Below are 18987 nucleotides of genomic sequence, written 5' to 3' on the forward strand. Positions count from 1 at the left end.
TTTTTTCTAAAATTAATAAAACCCCGAACAATTATACGAACTTTTCTTAGTATGTACGTATAATTACGCGGGGTTATTTGGTTGAGAATTCTTATGTTTTAGCCATTTTATTGATAACATATTTTCCTGGTGTTATTCCTTCATGCTGCTTAAAAATCCTAATAAAAGTATTCACATTTTTACAGCCAACCATTTCGCCAACCTCGGATACCATATATTTACCTGATTCCAATAAAATTTTTGATTTTTCTACCTTTAATTGATTTACATAATTTTTAAACGAGGATTTTAAATGATCTTTAATCAACTTGCTAACATAGGATTCACTTAATTGAAAATGATCTGCTACTTCCCCTAAAGATAGATCGCTTGTGTAATTTTCTTGAATATAACGAAGAACATTTTCTACAGTGGAAAGTTTAATGGAATGTTTTTCTTCTAAAAGTAACATTAACTCATTGAATATATCGATGAAGGTGTTCTTTAGTATCTCGATATCTGTACTGTTTAAATGAAAGAATAGAGCTTTATTATCCTTTAAAAAATCGCTAAAAGACAGATTACATTTATTCAAGATTCTCTTTATCGTATTGATGAGAGCATTTCGAAAATCATAAATATTATAGATATCCATGCTTTCTTCTCTAAAATTTGTTTCAACTATCTCATTTATCAACTTCTTGGCATACTTCAGCTCTCTTTTCTGCATAAAATTTATTAAAATGCTTTCCGTTTCTACACTATAGGAATAATCCTTCCCAGATGATAATGAAATATGGTTGCTGCATAGAGATTTTGTATCAATAAAAGAATATTTCTGTTCCATAAGTTGAAAGGAAGTTTTAAATATTTTTGGTAATTCTATTAACGATGAAAAGGCTTGCGAGAGGGTAAAAACGATTTCTACTCCTAATTCTTGCTCTATCCTCCCAATCATTCGATGTAAAACATCTAATATTAGGTGCTGATTTTTTTCTGCAAAAAACAAACAAAAATGTTTATAATCAATGGGAAAAGAAATAAATTTTTGATTGGTTTCTTTTTCATTAAATAAAGCTAATACTTTTTTTCTTAATGTTAAAATATTCCCTTCACTTAAATTGGATTCCCATTCAGAAATCCCCTGCATGGATATAATCACAAGAATTCCACCTTGACAGAATGGATCTAATTGGAGGAGTTTCAACCTTCTCTCCATATTCTGCTTATCATAATTTTCATAAATAATGTTTTTGAGAAAGTTTTCTTGCAAATCAACTAATGAGCTTTGTTGGAGCTGTACTAAGTTTTGATTGGTTTTATTGATAGTATGAATTTTAGAGATAATATAATCCAACTCATTTTTTATATAACTGTCCGAACTATTCTTTTCCTCTCCACTTTTAATATTTTTGATAATTTCTTCAATGGGTGAATAAGATTTTCTGCTTAAGGTGGTAGTTAGAACAAAACCTAACAAAAGGAGCACAAACAAAATTACTCCGATACTTTTAAGGGTATGAATGGGTAATCCAATTCCTGTATGTACATTCGTTATATATAAATAATGAATAGTTGGTATCGCATTGGAACGTTTTTGATAGCCATTGTATTGATTAACCGAACGATAAACAATTTGATTTTCATGGGTTTTTTTCACCGGTAAAAAACTAGCAAGTACGTTTTCTCCCTTTATGGTAGTAGAGGCTAAGGCAGACTTATTAACAATCGCAAGAATACTATTCGTATCTGGTAAATTGCTCGTTAATAAGTCCTTTTTCTCCCACACAATGAAAAAATAAAGATATTGCTTTTCCTGCTGATAATAGATTTTATTGACAATAACCAGTTTATCTTTGGCGTCATAACACTGTAAATCATTGTTTCCTTTTGAATCCATAAAAGCTTCTAATTCTGTGAAATTTTCATCCATGTGAATAAATTTCATATAGTCTTTAAACAAAAAATAACCATCTGAACTAGTTACATCTGTCCCATAATCTTTTAAAACAGCAAGATTAAAACCTAACTGATCATTTGAAAAATGATTGCCTGTTAACTCATTAAACAATTTACTATATATACTATAATTAAACTGATTTTCCTTTAAAAATTCTGCAATAACATCTTGCTGGGATAACAGCTTGACTACATTTAAGGAAACATCTAGTCGATAGTCAATTATATTACTTTCTCTTTCCAAAAACATCTCATTTAATTTATTTATTTCTAGCCGATTTTGGGAATATTCTTGCGAGATTGTCACAAATAAAATAATAGAAGTATAGATAATGATAACCACGGAGAATGATAGAAATAATTTCTTAAAAATAGTTTTCCGAAACATAATATCCCCCTCTTTTTGTTATTATTCCAATTATATTTTCTAAGTTATAATAAAAAACAATATTTAGAAGAGGTATGTAAACTTATGGTATAAAGATGATTAATAGGTGGGAATAAGCCTTCCACCTATTAACCGCTAAAAAGAAATGATTAGCTTTATACAATACGTATTGTTTTTATTTCATAGGGACTTAACTCCAATGTAATATTTCCCTCTATATCCACAGGAGGTTCCATGTCTTTCTCCAGCAAATTTGTTTCATTCCATTGTCGACAATCAAATAATGGTTCTAAAGTTAGCACTCTATTACTTCCTAGGTGGTCATGCACTCGTAATATAATCCCTTGACCATTTTCCGCCGCTTTAACAGCATCAATGTATACGCTTTCTTCTGTATGCCATTTAAATAGTCTCCGATTCACTTGATTCCCTTTTAGTACAGATAATGGCTGATTTAGAGCCCAAGCTTCTTCAACCGTTCTTCCATCTACGAAATCTCCTGTATGTGGTAGAAGACTATACGTAAATTCATGCATTCCTATATCAGCTGATGGGTCTGGATATATTCCCCCTTTTAATAAGGTAATTCTCATTGTTTGGTCTTTTATATCATGCCCGTACTTACAGTCATTAAGTATACTGACTCCATAATCCCTTTGTGAATAGTCCACCCACTGGTGTGCTACTGTCTCGAATTTCGCCAGATCCCAGCTGGTATTCCAATGTGTAGGTCGCTGAACATTACCATATTGTATATCATACGTTGCAACAGTATTGCGAATATCGACATCAAATCCTGCTTTCAGTAATTGTTCCCTTTCTTTCCAATCTGCCTTTGTAATAAAATCTATTCGACGTGAATGTTTATAAACCTGCATATATTGAATAATTCTCGAAGTACCAAATGAATAAACAAATTCAACCTTTGCGTATAGGTTGTTTTGTTCTTTAATGGTAATCGATTCTGCGGCTAACTCGTTATACTTTTCTTGATAAAATATGTCGATATCCCATGCATTAAAGTTCATTGGTTTATCTTCAAATAATTGAAGCCTGTTCCCAAAGCCATTTTCTTTAAGTACTTCGCGATGATACTGTTTATCATAAATGCTAATTAACTGTCCTTTCTCATTCCAGCGAATTAGATAATTATTCGTATCTATACCGCTTTCTACTGCTTTTATAAAAGGAGCTTCCACTCTTTTTACTTCCATCGGCTCAAATTTCAGAATACAAGTTCCGAAAGCTGGAATAGTCGGTGTCTGGACAAGATATCCTTCTTCACACGGCACTGCTTCCAATTCTTCTCCAGAATCCGTTAAAAATTTGCCAGATTCCTTTTTTTCAATTATTACCAATTCCTTTCTTACCCAGCCGGCCGAGTTAAAGACAGTCCATTGATTTATTGCTGCATCATCTAACCGTGCTAAGAGTTGGGTAGAGCTTTCCATCGCTTCTTCTATCTCTACCTTATGATCTTGATAAACTTCTTTTATAGATGAACCAGGAATAATATCATGAAATTGGTTACGCAATAACACTTCCCATATATTCGTTATTTCTTCCTTTGGATAATGAATTCCTTTTGAGACTTGTACAGCTGAATACAAAATTTCTAGTTCTCTTAAAGTTAACTCTAATCTGCGATTCATTTTTTTGACAAAGGCTTGAGATGTATAGGTTCCTCGATGATATTCTAAATATAATTCCCCATCCCATGTATGAACGTAATTATCTGCAGAATCAATAGTGTCATGAAGCTGTTGAAAAAATTCATCCGCACGCCCTGTTTTCACATGTGGAAGACCCGGGATTTTATCCATACGACGGCGATTTTCTAACATATCTCTTGTGACTCCACCGCCACCGTCTCCATACCCATACGATATAAGCAGTTGTTTATTTACATCTTTATTCCGATAAGCTTTATAGCTGCCTAACACTGTTTCTGGTTCCAACTGTCCATTATAAGTATAAAACCAGCGAGATGCCCATTGATTATCTACTAAGTCTTTTCCTGGTTCTGGTGTAGTAATAAAATGGGTTAACACCTCTGATCCATCTATCCCCCGCCAGACAAAAGTATCATGTGGCATCCGGTTGTATTGATTCCAGCTTATTTTTGTCGTCATAAATGTATCTATCCCACTCTTTTTTAAAATCTGAGGCAATGCCCATGAATAACCAAAAACATCTGGCAGCCATAGATAGTGGACATCTTTATGGAATTCTTTTTTTATAAATTGTGTTCCATGGAGAATTTGCCGAGTTAGTGATTCGCCAGATGGTATATTACAATCAGCTTCCAGCCACATAGCACCATCTATTTCCCAACGGCCCTCTTTTATTCTATTTTTTATTTGTTCATAAATCTCCGGATAATCTTCTTTTATATATTGATAGAGTTGGGGCTGAGTTTGTAAAAAGATATAGTCTGGATATTGCTTCATTAACTGTAGAACAGTCGAAAAACTACGTGCGGCTTTCTCTCTTGTATGCTTCAGTCTCCATAACCAAGCGACATCAATATGGGTATGACCAATCGCGGTGATTGTCACTAACTCGCGCTTTTCTAAAGCGTCTATTCCTTTTTGCAAATTATCATTAGCTAACTTTATACTTTTATAAAAAGCAGGACTCCCTGGATAGGACCAGTCGATATATTTCATGGTTTTTTCTAATAAAGGCAAAAGTTCATATCGTTTTGGGTCATCCTCCTTTAATTGTTTAATCGTTTTTAAAATACAATCTGCGGTAAAATATAAATCATCACATTCTTCATTTAAAATTGCATATTCAGCCATCTTAAATGTATGTGATTGGATTTGCTCAGGTCCACCACCTTCCAATCCGGACCATAATTTCAAGGAAAGTGTTACTTCCTTTCCGTAATAACCAGGGTCAAGAAAGACTTCTTTATGATTAGAGTCAACGCCTTGGTATGGTTGGTCGTCCACAAAAAGCAAGGATTCAAATCCGGAGTTATAGCCGCCACCTGTTCGACCAAAGTCCAATAGTAAGACTATTCTTCCATCTGATTTAGGAACTTTAAACGTTGTTTGAATCCATAAATAATAGTCCCTTCCTTCCCAAATATCGCCTAACGAAAAGTCTTGCCACTCAGTCGAAATACTAGGTGGATATTTCTCTGCTCCTTTTATGCTTTCTTTTGCTTTCCAATTGTTAAGACTTTGTCTTTCCATGTATCGGTAAGGATTTAATTCTTTCATTCTAGCTTCTAATTTTTCGATTGTATAAAACATAGCACCCTATCCTTTCGTAGCTCCACCTAAACTGAAGCCCTTTGACATAAAATTTTGTGAAATTGTATACAAAATAACGACAGGCAATGTATACATTACCGAAAATGCTGCCAATCTGCCGTAATTAACCATTCCAAAGTTTCCGAAAAATTGAAAGATCGTTACAGAAGCCGGCAGCTTTTCTGGACTTTGAATGAGGATATAAGGAACAAAATAATTTCCCCAGCTGCCTGTAAAAGTAAAGATAGCAACTGTGAATATTCCGGGAAGCATTAAGGGAGCAACAATTTTTTTTATTCCTTGAAAGATAGATGCTCCATCGACCCAGGCTGATTCTTCTAAATCCAAGGGAATAGAATCCATAAAATTCTTCATCATCCAAATACCATATGGCAAGGAAGAAGCTGTTAAAAAAAGCGTCATCGCTATCAAGGAATCTTGAAATTTCAAATAAAGAAATAACTGAAACACCGGTACAATAACGGCTGTCATTGGTAAGGAAGTCATGAACAAAATGGTCATCATAAAACTATTTTTATATTTTAATGTATACCTAGACAATGGATAAGCAGCCAGCACACATAAAATCACAACCAACAATGCCTGTGAAGTCGATATTCCTATTCCAATAAAAAACGAACGCAAAATCGCAGCTTCAGATAATATTGACTTAAAGTTGTCTAAGGTTATCTTTTCTGGCATCTTCAGTGCCTGAATTGCCCCTGGATCCACTGATGCAAATAGCATCCATAATAACGGCAGCAAAAACAAAATTGCCAGAATAGACAGGATTAAATAATGAATAAGTTTTTCCACTCTATATCCTTTTTGAACCAACTCACTTCACCTACACTTTCACTTTCAAGGTTTTCATATATATGAAGCTGGCAATTGCACCCAATACTAATAACACAAAGGAAATCGCTGTCCCATAGCCTAACTGATAACTGACAAATGCCTGTTTATACATAAATACAGGAAGCGTTGCTGTACTTACCCCTGGACCTCCTCCAGTCATTGTATAAATTAAAGCAAATACTCCAAGTGTTTGCAGCGTAACTAACATCATATTTGTGGCGATTGTTCCTTTTACCATAGGGATGGTGATATAGCGAATAACCTGAAATCGACTGGCACCATCCATAATGGCTGCTTCTTCCACATCTTTTGGAATATCGTCTAAAGCTGCTTGAAATACCATCATGGAGAAAGCAGTTCCTCTCCACATATTCGCAATCACAACACTCACCATTGGGAAAGTAAATAGCCAGGCAATCGGTTTAATATCAAAAAGACTCAACAGCCAATTAGCAGTTCCGCTTTCACCAAGAAATGCCACCCAGCAAAATGCTACCACAACTTCTGGAGTTACCCAGGCGGCAATTATGATTAAACCAACAATTCTTCTAAATGTTTTATTTTTCTCTTTCATTAAAAAGGCGATCAAAAAGCCAAAGAAACATTGTCCGAGCACCGCTGAGAAAAAAACAAAAACAATTGTATTCCACACACTGACACGGAAGTCGGGATCTTGAAACATCCGGGTAAAGTTTTCAAATCCTACAAACCTTAGCTGACTAGCTTCTGCACCAGTCAGAGCTAAGTTTGTAAATGAAAAAAGTAATGTTAATAGCATCGGCCCAATGAAAAATATCAATAATAAAAGCCAGGTCGGAGCGAGAAAAATAGCTGCCTTAACATGATCCGACTGTCCTTTTCGTTTCGGCTTTTTTCCTAATACTGCTTCCAATTTCATCCCACCTTTAAAAAGGTTATCACTATAACAACAGGTGATGACCATACAAGGAATGGGAGTAAATTTCCCTGCTGGTCAAGTGTTCAGCCTTTTGTACAGTTATTTAACTACGTTTTCTTCGCCGACAATCCTGATTACATTGTTTGCATAATCCTCGGCAGCTTGTTTTGGTGTCTTGCTACCAGTTGCGACTGCCTCCACCATCGTTTGTATTTCTACGGAAACATTCGGATATTTGTCATTAGCAGGACGGAAATGAGCATTCTTCAAATACTCCGTTGCTTCCGAAATGAAATTTTGTTCTTTATAGGCGGGAACTTCCGCTGAATCATCACGTACTGTTAAGTTTCCTTCTGCAACAGCGCGAGCTGCCTGCTGTTCTTTCCCACCTAAAGCTTGGATAACCTTCCATGAAGCATCTGGATTTTTTGCTTTAGATGGAATTGCCCATGTCCATCCTCCAGACATAGTCGTAGTGCCAGGCTCTTGTCCATTTTGAGTCGGCATGGCCGCAAAACCAAATCGTTCCGTGACATTATCCATTGGAACTGCTCCTGTTTCTGTATAATTACCTGTATTCCAAAATCCATCTAATATAATTCCTGCTTCATCATTTGGGAACTTTTCTTGGAATAAAACGGAACTATAGTTGCTGTTAATGGCAATAGATAGAGGCGGTCCTAATTTTTTCTGATTATATACTAGATCAATAAATTGTAAGGATTCTTCTATTCCTTTTGTATTCACATGCCATTTCTTTGTATCAGCATCAAATAACACATCGTCTGTCCCGTAGAGCAGCATTTCAAAAGTCTGCATCGATACGGATTCCCCGTTTGCTTTAGCTACTCCCATAGAAAGAGGAATAACATCCTTAGCTGAATCTTTTATTTTTTCAGCAGCTTCTATAATCTCATCCCAGTTTTTAGGCTGCCAGTCTTCCGGCAGACCAGCTTTTTTGAAAACATTTTTGTTATACCATAACCCGCGAGAATCAGATGTTCCTGGAATGGCATATAATTTCCCATCTTCTCCAATCGAACCTGACTTTAAATTTTCTGTATAATATTGCCATTGATCCCAATCACGCACATAATCATCAAGTGGTAAGAGATAGCCTGCATTCGCATCTGAATTTAACATAAAGGAGTCTTCTGCAACCACATCAGGTGCTGTACTTTCTGATTGCATCGATAAAGCCACTTTAGAAAAATAATCCCCCTCACTAGCTGTAATCGGCGATAAAACTATTTTTATATCTGGGTTTTCTTTTTCAAATTCTGGGATAAACGTGTTTGTTAAATATTTTTTTAATTTATCATGCTCTCCTACATCTCTCCATGTAATTTTAATCTGGGTTTTTCCATCAACCTTCCCATCATCAGATGTTGAATTACTTTCGCTTGAACAACCAATTAATAAAAACGGAATACATAAAAGAAGCAAAAATACTTTTTTAATCGACTTTTTCATTTTTTCAACCCCTTGTTTTTAATTATTCGTTAGTGAAATAACCGCTCACTAAAATGTAAGCACTTTCAATTTAATCTTTAGACGCCTCTTTTTCAATCTATAAAATAAAGGAAAGTCAGTATTTTTCTTAGATAATTGAAAAAATGAAGATTATAACAAAAAATATAGATTGGCGGAAACGATATTTATCTGCCATCTCTTAAAAATGTTTGTTTAGAAATTTTAAAAAAACCTTAAAAAAGAAGCCTAGTTAAATGACTGCCTTACCATTCGTGCGTGTCATTTAACTAGACTCCATTATATAAGTCTATGCTTATTTATTTTTTTTAAATCCTTTAAGCTTATCATATATTGCCCCCAGCTTCTTCTCCTCACCAGCTTCAGTTGGATGATAATACTGAGTTCCTTTAAGTTTTTCCGGGAAATATTCTTGATCAACCCATCCACCAAACGTTCCAATTGGATAGTCATGCGGATAAATATACCCAACATGTCCTAACTTCTTGCTTCCTTCATAATGACCATCCCTTAAATGCATAGGGATATCCCCGACTCTGCCATTGCGGACATCTGCTATGGCGGCATCTAATGCTTTATAGGCTGCGTTCGATTTAGAGGATAAACACATTTCCACTACCGCTACAGATAAAGGAATTCGCGCTTCTGGTAAACCAAGTCGCTCACTCGCCGTCACTGCTGCTAAAACATTATTGCCGACAGATGTATTGGCAAGGCCAACATCTTCATAGGCAATGACTAACAATCTCCTATTTACGGCAACTAAATCTCCTGTTTCTAATAAATGAGCGAGATAATATAAGGCGGCATCTACATCACTACCTCGGATACTTTTCTGCAGACTAGATAATAAATTATAGAAATGCGAGCCTTTTTTATCCCCAAAAACACCGACCTTTTCAATCATTTGGTCAATGGTATCATCCTTGATAATAAAAACGTCGTCCTCTTTATCAGATGAATAGACAATAGACTCTAGAAGAGTTAATGATTTTCTTGCATCTCCATTAGTGCCTTTTGCAATTTTTGCAATTTGTTCCTTTGAAATTTGAATGGACAGATTCGCAAGCCCTTTTTCATCTTGTAATGCTCGATGCAATAATTCTTCAATATCATCATCCGTTAATCTTTTTAACTGCTTGATTTGTCCACATCTACTGCGAATCGCAGGATTTACATCATGGTAGGGATTTTCCGTCGTAGCACCTATTAAAACAATATCCCCTCTCTCCACATGAGGAAGTAAATAATCCTGCTGCGCTTTATTAAAACGATGAATTTCATCTAAAAAAAGAATGACTTTCCCTGTCAATCTTGCTTCATCCACTACCGCTTCCACATCCTTCTTTCCTGATGTAGTCGCATTTAGTGCAATAAAAGGTAATTTTGTTGTACCAGCAATAGCAAAGGCAATCGAGGTTTTCCCAATGCCAGGCTCTCCATACAATAACATCGATGGAACATGACCATTTTTAATCATTTTATATAAACTGGTTGTTTTTCCGATAATATCCTTTTGCCCGACTACTTCATCAAGATTCGTCGGGCGCATTCGATAAGCAAGTGGTTCCCCGTTCATTTATACACCTTCTTGTTTAACTTCTTACATCCATTATAACGTAAAGATAGGAAAGAAGAAAAATAGAATGAAGTCCATAAAAGACCTCATTCTATGATTACGCCGCAACATCTCTCTTCCTAAACACCCAAAAAGCTAAGCCGATGAATACGACAAAATAAATAACGAGCATAGTAATCGAGAAAGACAAAGTCATGCCGCTCACTAAAGGAGTTCCTTCCAAATATTGCGTTAAATCAGTGTTGGCAAATAATAAATATTTCGCCCAATCAAACCAGTTCGCTAATAATAAAGTGACTGTATTACCCATAAACATTAAGAAAATCGATATCCCAATTGCGAGTGAACTATTCCGAAAAACGGAAGAAATCATAAATGCCATTGTAGTGAGCATAAATAAACTGATCGAATTTAATCCATAATAGCTTATTAAATGCATGAGAATGCTTTGTTCCTTCACTACCCCATTGGAATAAAATAAATATGGATACACTTCTTTCGGCAGTCCAAACAGAATGGCACCTAATATAAAAGAAAAGGCAAAGATGATAAAAATAGTTAAAAACCCGAAAAGTAATACCGTTAAATATTTTGATAATAGAATCTTTATTCTGCTTAATGGACGAATAAGGAGAAGTTTTATCGTTCCCCAATTAAACTCGTTTGCTACGATTCCAGCTGCAATAATAATTGTAAATAAGCCTGCAAGACTAAGAAGTTGGATACTATCAGCAACAAAATCCCATGCAGAGTATTCTACATTTGTACTAAAATTATGTGTAATTCTATACTCGTTTATAGCTATTTCTTTTGTATAATAATTCCTTGTTTCTTCAGGAAGGTGTTCATCTTCCAGCTGTTCATTATAGCGCTTATTTTCTAATTCAAGTCCATGTTTCCAGTTCTCATTATCAGGGACAGAAAATCCACTTGATTGATATTTATTAAAAGCACCAAGCAATAAAACAGCAATTAATAAGAGCACGATCATTACTAATGTTGCTGGACGTTTCCATATCTTCATCCATTCATTTCTTATTAGCTGCATTAATTCAGATCCTCCCTGTGGTTAGTCAATTCTAAAAATCGATCTTCTAATGTTTTCGATACTTCTTTTATGCCAAAAATCTGAACGTCCTGTAAAGCAAGTGCTTTTATTATTCCAGGTATTTGTTCTTTTGTTACCGTAATATGAATTCCCTGCTCTTTTGGCATAACTTGCACTTCCGGCATCATTCCATGTATATGACTTATGGCTTTATCAACAGGATGAAGCTCCATTTCAAATACTTGCTCTACTGCTACAAAGTCCTTTACTAACTGGACATCGACCAGTTTACCTTCTTGAATAATGCCGATGCGATCACACATCATTTCCATCTCTGATAACAAGTGACTAGAAACAATAACTGCCATGTTTCTCTCTCTAGCTAGCATTCTTAAATGGTCTCTTATCTCTCTTATCCCTGCAGGATCTAATCCATTCGTTGGCTCATCTAAGATTAATACTTTAGGATCATGCAAAAGGCTTTGCGCAAGGCCTAAACGTTGTCGCATTCCAAGTGAATAAGTGCGAACTTTATCATGAATTCGATCTTTTAAACCAACTAATTCAACTGTCTCCATTATTTTTTGCTTTGATATACCTTTCACCATTCGAGCATAGTGCAGAAGATTTTCATACCCACTCAAAAATTTGTACATTTCCGGGTTCTCTACAATGGCTCCAACATGCTGGATTGCTTTCTCAAACTGATCGCGAACACTCTCCTTGCAAATTATGATATCCCCATCACTCATATTAATGAGACCAACAATCATCCGGATCGTTGTTGTTTTCCCTGCACCATTTGGACCAAGAAAACCAAATACTTCTCCTGCTTCTACTTGGAAACTCAACGAATCAATTATTTTTCTTCCTTTGATTATTTTTGAGACATTTTTTAATTCCACTACGGATGTCACTATTTTTTACCAGCCTTTCATTTGTTTATATTTGCCTTCATCCACTCGATAATGGATTGACCTTTTTCTTCCCTTAAATCCTCTACTGAAAGATTGGCGATTACATTCCCATTATTTAAAACAACTATATTATCTAAAATGGATTCAACCTCTACTATCTCATGTGTTGCTATCACAACGGTCTGTTTTTCAAAATCAATATAGTTTAATAATCCTTTAACGATTGATTCCCGCACCAGTGGATCTAAACCTGAAAAAGGTTCATCGAGTAATAAAATTGGCGCTGACCGAGCTAAACAAAGAACAAGCTTCAGTCTTCCTCTGTTTCCCTTCGAAAGATTCTTTATTTTTTTATGTTGCTCTAACTGCATAAATTCTAGTAATTCTTGCGCTTTGCCAAGCTGAAAATCATGAAACTGCGAGGCTGTAAATCGTATCATTTCTTGAATAGTAAAAGATTCATAAAAACGGTCTAGCTCCGTTAAATATGAAACATCCTCTGCAATTCTACGCGTAGCATTTTTTCCATTGACTAACACCTTGCCATTAGTCGGCTGGACAAGACCAGCAATCATTTTCAACGTGGTTGATTTTCCACTTCCATTTGTACCAAGAAGACCATAAATTTTTCCCTCTTCTAAGGTTAAATTTACATTTTCCACTGCATACTCTCTACCATATCTTTTGGTTACATTGCGAAATTGTATCATTTACTTTTCACCCTTCTTCTCTTGAAGATAGATTTCTAATAACTGAACCATTTCTTCTTTTTTGATTCCTAGCTCTTGCATATTACGAATAAACTGTTCCAGTAAATCATGTTGAAGCTTTGTTCTTAGCTCCTCTATAATATCTTCTGATTCGGTTATAAATGTACCCTGACCTCTTCTCGTTTCCACAATCTTCATCCTTTCCAATTCACCGTACGTCCGTTGAATCGTATTTGGATTTACTCCAGATGCAATAGCCATTTCTCGAACAGATGGCAACTTATCTCCTGGCATCCGTTCATAGCGTGCAATTTGCTGTGTAATTTTTTCTACGATCTGCATGTAAATTGGTCTGGATGATTCAAATTCATCTGCCATGGTAATCTACACCTCCACTTTCTTTTCCAATAACCAAGAAGCTATTAGAAATAAGAAGAAGAGTGTTAGAATATATCCGCATAATGAAAAAATAGATATCTCTGTTGTTTCTATAGAAGCCTTAAAAAAATCCCGACGTGCTTCAAAAGCAAGTGTATTGTCTACAGAAATAACTGATTTCCTTTTAAGAGCATCAATAACCGGGATTCTATTAAACCAGTAGACAGCAATATTCCAAATATTCCAAAGAAGGATTAAAACGACCCAGCGTATTTTATTCAACCATACGATTTTTTTCATGCTGTGATAAAGTGTCCATGAGAAAAAGACCCAGCTGCTGAGGTATATGGATATTCCTAATAGGATTAAACACATAAAAAATAAATTTGTTTGATTGAAAGCTAGTTTCAATTCTCCAACATACATACTAATCACTGCCACACTAAACATTAAAAACAATGATATTATCGAATACAGGATTCCTGTAATCCATTTTGATAAAAGAAGTTTTATGCTGCTGTTTGGATTATGAAGCCATAATTGTGTTTTCCCTTCTATATTCAAAGAAGTTAATAAAAAAGATGGAAGATAAAACACATGCGCAAAACAGAAAGTGATGGCAAAAATTGCGACCAACATAATTGTTTTGTAATAACTAGATAGTACAATAGACGTTATCAATCCCAAACTGACAATAATAATACTCGTGTACAGAAAAGGAAGACCAAGCTTTAAATCTTTTTTTAATAGCCCATTAAACGAATTCACTTAAACCACCTCATTGTATTAGTGTATTATCTACATAGTACACTAATACTCCGATACTAGTCAATAGGCTTCGGCTCTTTTTCTCACCATTTAGATGAACGAAAAGTCACCATAATCTCCATGTAAAAAACCAAAACAATTATACGTAGCTTTTCATAGCATTTTCGTATAATTGTTTTGGTTTAAAGGAAGCTAGACACTTATGTTCCAATCTCTTTTCAATCAAGAAACATTTACCGCCATTTTATGGTATTATTTCTCATCTTTTACACGTGTGATTTTTATCTCTTTTAGCAACTCTTTTACGACATGGCTAGCCATTATTAACCCAGCCACTGAAGGAACAAACGCATTAGAAGAAGGAGGCATTTTCGCCTTTCGAATTGGCGCATTATCTTTTCCGACCACTTTACGAACATCTTCACGAATTACAATGGGACTTTCATCTGAAAATACGACGTTAATCCCTTTTCTAATTCCTTCTTTACGAAGTCTTGTACGAATAACTTTTGCAATTGGATCTGTGTGTGTTTTACTAATATCTGCAATTTGGAAACGAGTAGGATCCATTTTATTTGCAGCGCCCATGCTTGAAATGATTGGAATATTTCGGTTTAAACACTCTTTCATTAAGTGAATTTTATAAGCAATCGTATCAGATGCATCTATGACAAAATCTAAGCCATAAGCAAAAATTTCTTCATACGTTTCTTCGGTATAGAACATTTTCAATGCAATTACTTCACAGTCTGGATTAATATCTGCAATACGTTCTTTCATAATATCTACTTTAGGACGGCCAACTGTAGATAATAATGCAATTACCTGTCTATTGACATTCGTAATATCCACATCATCCTTATCAATTAAGATTAATTTTCCTACGCCTGAACGAGCTAACGCTTCTGCAGCAAAGGAACCAACGCCTCCGATTCCTAGAACAGCAACCGTACTGTTTTTCATTGTCTCTAGCCCTTCTTTGCCAATGGCTAGCTCATTTCTCGAAAATTGATGCAACATCTGTTTTCAACTCCATTTAATTTTTCCTACCAGCTAATTATGTTTACATATTCCCTTATCAGGAATTCTCATTCTGAAAGAATAAAATTATTACTTAAGAAATATAACATAAATTTTTATCAGCTACCACTACCCTTTCCTTGTTTCCCGATAAGAATTAAGTTTTTTCTATTGAATGATAGGTATAAATTTTGCAAGTACTAAAAGAGAGAGTTGGAACAAAATATGTAATAAGTAAAGAGAATCAATCTCATAGCTAAACCTCATGGGCTAGCCAGTTGGAAAGCGATGCGTATTTAGCTCCAGAAAAAAATCACAAAACGTCTTTTTCGACATAAAAAAACGAACAATCATACGAAATATTGTTGATATCTCCGCATAATTGTTCGGGTCTATATTTGGTGGAATACTTCTATTCCAGTCTCTTAATCATTATTTATTCAGTTTCAAAGATAAATGTAAATCTGTTAATTGGTTTTCACTTACTTCACTTGGAGCATTTGTCAAAAGACAGCTTGCACTTGCTGTTTTAGGAAATGCAATCGTATCACGAAGATTCGTGCGCCCAGATAGCAGCATAATTAAGCGATCTAAACCAATTGCAATTCCTCCATGTGGTGGAGTTCCATATTCAAACGCTTCTAATAAGAAACCAAATTGAGCATAAGCCTCTTCCTTAGTAAATCCTAATAAGCTAAACATTTTTTCTTGGATTTCTTTTTCAAATATACGTAGAGAACCACCGCCTAGCTCATAACCATTTAACACAATGTCATAAGCTTGTGCTTTCACTGCTTCAGGATTCGTATCCAATAATTCTAAATCCGCTCTTTGAGGCATTGTGAATGGATGATGTGCTGCATAAAAACGGCCTTCTTCTTCGTCATATTCAAATAACGGCCAATCTGTCACCCATAAGAAATTGAATTTACTTTGATCAATTAAATCTAGCTCTTTTGCTAATTTTAAACGCAGTGCTCCTAATGCATCGGCAACGACATTCTTTTTATCAGCTACGAATAAAAGCAGGTCTCCTGCTTCAATATTTAACGCTTGCTCAAAGTCTTTTTGCTCTGTCTCGGAAATAAACTTAGAAATAGGCCCTTTTAAGCCGTCTTCTTCAGCTTTTAACCAAGCAAGACCTTTTGCTCCATACACTTTTACAAACTCTGTCAATGCATCAATATCTTTACGAGAATAGTTTCCACTTGCATTCTTTACATTTATTGCTTTTACTTGACCGCCTGTTTCAACTGCTGAAGCAAATACTTTAAAGCTAGATTCTTTCACTATTTCAGAAAGGTCAACTAATTCCATCTCAAAACGAGTATCTGGTTTGTCTGATCCATATCTACTCATTGCTTCATCATAAGGCATTCTTGGAAATGGGAGCGTCACATCGATATTCTTAACTTCTTTCATGATTTTTGCCATCATTGCTTCCATCATGTTCATAATATCTTCCTGACTCATAAAGCTTGTTTCCAAATCAAGCTGTGTGAATTCTGGCTGTCGATCTGCACGTAAATCTTCATCACGGAAACAACGAGCAATCTGATAGTATCTCTCTACTCCACCGACCATTAATAATTGCTTGAAAATTTGTGGTGACTGAGGCAATGCATAGAATTCACCTGGATGAACTCGGCTAGGTACTAAATAATCTCTTGCCCCTTCTGGCGTACTTTTTGTTAAGATTGGTGTTTCAATATCCAAAAACCCTTCACTATCAAGAAAATCTCTCATCACTTTTGTGACTTGATGACGCATTTTTAAGGTTTCAAACATAACAGGTCTTCTAACATCTAAATAGCGATATTTTAAACGTACATCTTCTGTAACATCCGTTTGATCAGAAATAACGAATGGAGGAGTTTTTGCTTCATTAATGATTTTAATTTCATCGGCGATTATTTCAATTTTTCCTGTTTTAAGGTTTTCATTGACTGTACCTTCTTGGCGCGCAACTACTTTTCCTTTTATATCTAATACAAATTCATTTCTTACCTTATCAGCGATTTCGATGGCCTCTTTATTTATCTCTGGATTAAATACTACCTGAACGATACCTGTACGGTCACGTAAATCAATGAAAATCAGCCCGCCTAGATCACGTCTTTTTTGCACCCATCCTTTTAAAACAATACTCTCACCAATCGATTTTTCTGTTACTTCACCACAAAAATATGTTCTTCCAAACATGAAGTATCCTCCCTATAATCAACATTTGTGTATTCACATTTTTATCTTCCTAACGACTCATTCAGATGCTTTCTTTGCTTTCCTATTAAAAACAAAGAAAACATCCTTGCTTAGAATGAGCCAAAGTCTTTTAGCGCACTTACAAGCTCTGTAAGCGGAATTTCTTTTTGTTCTCCTGTTTCTAACTGTTTTAAATTAATTTTGTTGTTTTGCAATTCATTTTCTCCTAAAACAGCGACATATTTAGCGTGAAGACGATCAGCTGCTTTAAATTGGGCCTTTACTTTGCGATCAAGATAATCTCTTTCAGCAGAGAAACCAGCCTGTCTAAGTTCATTTACTAATCCTACCGTGTAATCCTTTGCTTCTTCTCCTAATGAAACTAAATAGCAATCCACCTTCTTTTCAATAGGTAGTTCGATTTTTTCCGCTTCAAGGGCAGAAAGTAATCGTTCTAAACTCATAGCAAAGCCGATTCCAGGAGCTTCAGGGCCGCCTAATTCTTCTGTTAAGCCATTGTATCTGCCTCCACCACATAATGTAGTAATGGCGCCAAATCCTTCAGCTTCACTCATTATTTCAAAAGCTGTGTGGTTATAGTAATCCAAACCTCTAACTAAATTAGAGTCAACAACAAAGGGAATGTTTAAAGCCGTTAAATATTTTTGTACCTTTTCAAAGTATGCTTTTGACTCTTCGTTTAAGTACTCTAGGATGGATGGTGCAGACTTCATTAATGGATGTTCATGATCCTTTTTGCAATCTAAGATTCTCATTGGGTTTTTCTCTAATCTTGTTTGGCAATCATGACAAAATTCCCCGATGCTCGGTTTAAAGTGTGCAATTAGCGCTTCACGATGAGCTTGTCTACTTTCTTTATCACCTAAACTGTTAACAACTACCTTTAACTTTGATAATCCCATTGTTTGATAAACGGAATAAGCAAGTGCAATCACTTCCGCATCAATAGCAGGATCTTTACTCCCAATTGCTTCCACACCAAACTGGACAAATTGACGAAAACGTCCAGCTTGTGGTCTCTCATACCGGAACATTTGCCCTAAATAAAAGAGCTTAATTGGCTGAGATGCATATCCATGCATTTTATTCTCCACAAATGAACGAACAACCGCCGCTGTTCCCTCTGGTCTTAATGTTAAGCTTCTTTTTCCTCGATCCTCAAAAGTATACATTTCCTTTGTAACAATATCCGTTGTGTCCCCAACACTTCGTAAAAATAGTTCTGTATGTTCAAATATAGGAGTGCGGATTTCGCTATATTGATATCGATCACAAAGTTGTTTAATTTTCCCTTCAATATACTGCCACTTTTCTACAGTCCCTGGCAAAATATCTTGGGTTCCTCTTGGAATATTAATATGCATTTTATGTATCCTCCCTGCTATTAGAAAAGCGTCTGATATCCGCGCTTTATTTGTAATATTTCAAATAAAAAAATCTCGTCCCTTGCATCCATCTGAATACAAGGGACGAGATTTTTCCCGTGGTACCACCCTAATTGAAGATTT

At 35.4% G+C, this 18987-nt stretch carries 14 protein-coding genes and 1 other annotated feature (1 of these 15 running past the window's edge); all 14 genes read right to left on the reverse strand.

Annotated features, from left to right (window positions below; all coding sequences use genetic code 11):
- Positions 1-91: 91 nt before the first annotated feature.
- Positions 92-2326, reverse strand: coding sequence for a helix-turn-helix transcriptional regulator (locus tag NSQ89_RS13900; RefSeq protein WP_341132787.1), 2235 nt, complete (start codon positions 2324-2326; stop codon positions 92-94).
- Positions 2327-2481: 155 nt separating this feature from the next.
- Positions 2482-5589, reverse strand: a complete 3108-nt coding sequence (locus tag NSQ89_RS13905; RefSeq protein ID WP_061800792.1) for an alpha-mannosidase — start codon at positions 5587-5589, stop codon at positions 2482-2484.
- Positions 5590-5595: 6 nt separating this feature from the next.
- Positions 5596-6426 carry a carbohydrate ABC transporter permease gene (locus tag NSQ89_RS13910; RefSeq protein WP_047944325.1) on the reverse strand — a complete coding sequence of 277 codons (831 nt, stop codon included), beginning with the start codon at positions 6424-6426 and terminating at the stop codon, positions 5596-5598.
- A 10-nt stretch (positions 6427-6436) separates the two neighbouring features.
- Positions 6437-7339 (reverse strand): carbohydrate ABC transporter permease, encoded by a 903-nt coding sequence (locus NSQ89_RS13915; RefSeq protein WP_201781404.1) that lies wholly within the window; start codon positions 7337-7339, stop codon positions 6437-6439.
- A 105-nt stretch (positions 7340-7444) separates the two neighbouring features.
- Positions 7445-8818, reverse strand: a complete 1374-nt coding sequence (locus NSQ89_RS13920) for an extracellular solute-binding protein (RefSeq protein ID WP_061800795.1) — start codon at positions 8816-8818, stop codon at positions 7445-7447.
- Positions 8819-9131: 313 nt separating this feature from the next.
- The gene (locus NSQ89_RS13925; RefSeq protein WP_061800797.1) at positions 9132-10415 is read right to left on the reverse strand and encodes a replication-associated recombination protein A; all 1284 of its coding nucleotides are present in this window, start codon (positions 10413-10415) and stop codon (positions 9132-9134) included.
- 97 nt (positions 10416-10512) lie between these two features.
- A complete protein-coding gene (locus NSQ89_RS13930; protein WP_047944320.1) occupies positions 10513-11463 on the reverse strand; it encodes an ABC transporter permease in 951 nt (316 codons plus the stop codon).
- Complete coding sequence (locus NSQ89_RS13935; protein WP_047944319.1) at positions 11463-12380, reverse strand: ABC transporter ATP-binding protein; 918 nt, start codon at positions 12378-12380, stop codon at positions 11463-11465. Before NSQ89_RS13935 ends, NSQ89_RS13930 begins: the two co-directional genes overlap by 1 nt.
- A gap of 17 nt (positions 12381-12397) precedes the next feature.
- Positions 12398-13090, reverse strand: coding sequence for an ABC transporter ATP-binding protein (locus NSQ89_RS13940; protein WP_047944318.1), 693 nt, complete (start codon positions 13088-13090; stop codon positions 12398-12400).
- Positions 13091-13468, reverse strand: coding sequence for a GntR family transcriptional regulator (locus NSQ89_RS13945; protein WP_047944317.1), 378 nt, complete (start codon positions 13466-13468; stop codon positions 13091-13093).
- Positions 13469-13474: 6 nt separating this feature from the next.
- On the reverse strand, positions 13475-14236 hold the full coding sequence (locus NSQ89_RS13950) for a hypothetical protein (protein ID WP_095258106.1): 762 nt from the start codon (positions 14234-14236) through the stop codon (positions 13475-13477).
- 252 nt (positions 14237-14488) lie between these two features.
- The gene (locus NSQ89_RS13955) at positions 14489-15256 is read right to left on the reverse strand and encodes a tRNA threonylcarbamoyladenosine dehydratase (protein ID WP_047944315.1); all 768 of its coding nucleotides are present in this window, start codon (positions 15254-15256) and stop codon (positions 14489-14491) included.
- A gap of 432 nt (positions 15257-15688) precedes the next feature.
- Positions 15689-17458, reverse strand: a complete 1770-nt coding sequence (gene aspS / locus NSQ89_RS13960; protein WP_061800799.1) for an aspartate--tRNA ligase — start codon at positions 17456-17458, stop codon at positions 15689-15691.
- Between the two features lie 110 nt (positions 17459-17568).
- Positions 17569-18843 carry a histidine--tRNA ligase gene (hisS, locus tag NSQ89_RS13965; protein ID WP_047944313.1) on the reverse strand — a complete coding sequence of 425 codons (1275 nt, stop codon included), beginning with the start codon at positions 18841-18843 and terminating at the stop codon, positions 17569-17571.
- A 98-nt stretch (positions 18844-18941) separates the two neighbouring features.
- Positions 18942-18987, reverse strand: a binding site (T-box leader); it runs 187 nt beyond the window's last position.

Origin of the sequence: Niallia sp. FSL R7-0648 (genome assembly GCF_038007005.1) — a bacterium.
GTDB lineage: Bacteria > Bacillota > Bacilli > Bacillales > Cytobacillaceae > Niallia > Niallia circulans.